Annotated in this window: 1 protein-coding gene; it reads right to left on the minus strand. The window is 56.5% G+C overall.

The genetic code is table 11. From position 1 onward, the window contains the following. Positions 1-267: 267 nt before the first annotated feature. Complete coding sequence (locus AAAX73_RS09640) at positions 268-1,962, minus strand: phospho-sugar mutase (RefSeq protein ID WP_118082040.1); 1,695 nt, start codon at positions 1,960-1,962, stop codon at positions 268-270. Positions 1,963-2,270: the final 308 nt, after the last annotated feature.

The raw sequence follows: 2,270 nt of genomic DNA on the forward strand, positions 1-2,270 counted from the left end.
TTCGATGTCTGCCCGGATGCGACACTCGAAAGTGCCCATCCTCGCAGTATCCGGTTCTCAAGGTGCACGCTTTGCGGCTCATCCGGTTCCACCGGGCCGCGCGGCAAGGAGATATATTGCCAGACCGGAGGGGCCCCGGGGGCGGGAATCTGGGCGCACACATTTCCTACACAACCAAGAATCATCCGCCTTTAAATCCAAAAAGGAGGGGACCTCGTATCCGAGATCCCCTCCTCCGCCTATCTATGGAAATAGGATTTCAAACCCTTAGGCCAACAGCTTGCGACCAGATTCCTCGATGGAATCAAGCGCCGCATCCGCCTCAGCTGCATCCGCGCCCTTAGCGAAGATGTACAGCTTGATCTTAGGCTCGGTACCAGACGGACGGACAATGCCCTTGTTGCCGCCCTCGAGATCGAACTCGATGACGTTTGCCTTGGGCAGGCCGTTCACGCAGGTGTTGTAGTCCACAACAGCCTCGATCTTGGACCCTGCGAGCTCCGCAGGCGGATTCTCGCGCAGACCGGCCATGATGCCCGCCATCTTTGCAGCACCCTCAGCACCCGGATAGCTCAGCGAAATCGTCTTGTTGTGATAGTAGCCATACTTCTCGTAAAGCTCGTGCATCGCGTCGGCGAGGTTCTTACCCTGCAGCTTGTAATACTGAGCCATCTGGCAAATCAGCAGCGAAGTGCTCACCGCGTCCTTGTCGCGTACGTGATCACCGGCCAGATAGCCGTAGCTCTCCTCGAAACCGAAGATAAAGCGATCGACTTCACCAGCATCGGAAAGCGAGGTAATGATGTCACCGATGTACTTGAAGCCCGTCAGGCAGCGACGGAGCTCAAAGCCATACTCCTCGGCCAGAGCATCGACCATGGCGGAAGAAACAATGGTAGTGACCGCGACCTTCTTTGTGAGATCCTCGCCGCGAGCGGCACGGGTCTTGCAAATATAGTCGAGCAGCAGGACGCCCATCTCGTTACCGGTCAACAGCAGGTAGTCATCACCATTCTTGACAGCAACGCCAACACGGTCGGCGTCGGGATCGGTCGCAAGCAGCAGATCGGGGTGAACCTGCTCGCAGAGATCGATGCCCTTCTGCATAGCCTGACGGATCTCGGGATTAGGATACGGGCAGGTCGGGAAATCGCCGTTAGGCTCCTTCTGCTCGGGAACAACCGTGACATCAGTGATGCCAGCGCGCTCAAGAACCGTAGTAACGGGGATAAGGCCCGTACCGTTGAGCGGCGTGTAGACAAGCTTAAGCGGAGCGCCGGCAATTTCCTCGGCAGAAAGGTTCGTCACGCCGCGAGCGAGGACGGCCTCGTAATAACGCTCGAGACAGGAGTCGTCAATCCACTTGACAAGGCCCTGCTCAACAGCCTCATCGAAGTCCATAGACTTCACGCCGGTAAACGCATCGGTCTCGGCGATAGCCTTAGAAATTGCATCGGCGGCCTCACTGGTGATCTGGCAGCCGTCGGGGCCATAGGCCTTATAGCCGTTATAAGGCGCCGGATTATGGCTAGCGGTCATGCAAATACCACCGGAGCACTTAAGGTCGCGGACGGCCCAGGAAAGCGTCGGCACGGGAGAAATCTTAGGATACACGAGAGCAGTCACGCCGTTTGCTGCAAGAATGGCAGCCGTCGTCTTAACGAACAGCTCACCTTTATTGCGGCTATCGCGAGCGATGGCGACCGTCGGATGCTCGAAGGTCGCATTGAGGTAGTCAGCGAATCCCTGGGTCGCACGACCGACCGTATAGATATTCATACGGTTAGTGCCCGCACCGATAGTGCCGCGAAGGCCAGCAGTACCGAAGGCGAGATCCTGGAAGAAAGCGTCGGTGATGGCGTCCTCATCACCCTGCTCCTTCATCGTGTTAAGCTCAGCGAGGAGCTCCTCGTCCTTGACATTGGCAATCCAAGTATCAAGCAGCTCATGAACATCTGCCATGTGAGTCCTTCCGTCACAATCAATAAAACGACCCGTGTAAAACAGGACAAGCGCAGCAGTGCGCTAAAGCAAATATTAGTCCATTGAGAACAAAGAACCGACAAAAGAACGGTGAACGTCTATATTCAGCGGTGGATGATTAAATTGATTTAATTGCAAAAAGAATGTTGCCTATAAGCGCAAAAAAGGGGGAGGCCGCGAGGCCTCCCCCTTCTACATTCCCAATGGCGGCTCGGTGCCGTCCACCGGTCAGCGGCGCCCTGGCCTCCCACGGGCTGACCCCGCAGTACTCTCGGCGCGATGGGGCT

Source organism: Collinsella sp. CLA-ER-H9 (genome assembly GCF_040092295.1).
Lineage (GTDB): Bacteria > Actinomycetota > Coriobacteriia > Coriobacteriales > Coriobacteriaceae > Collinsella.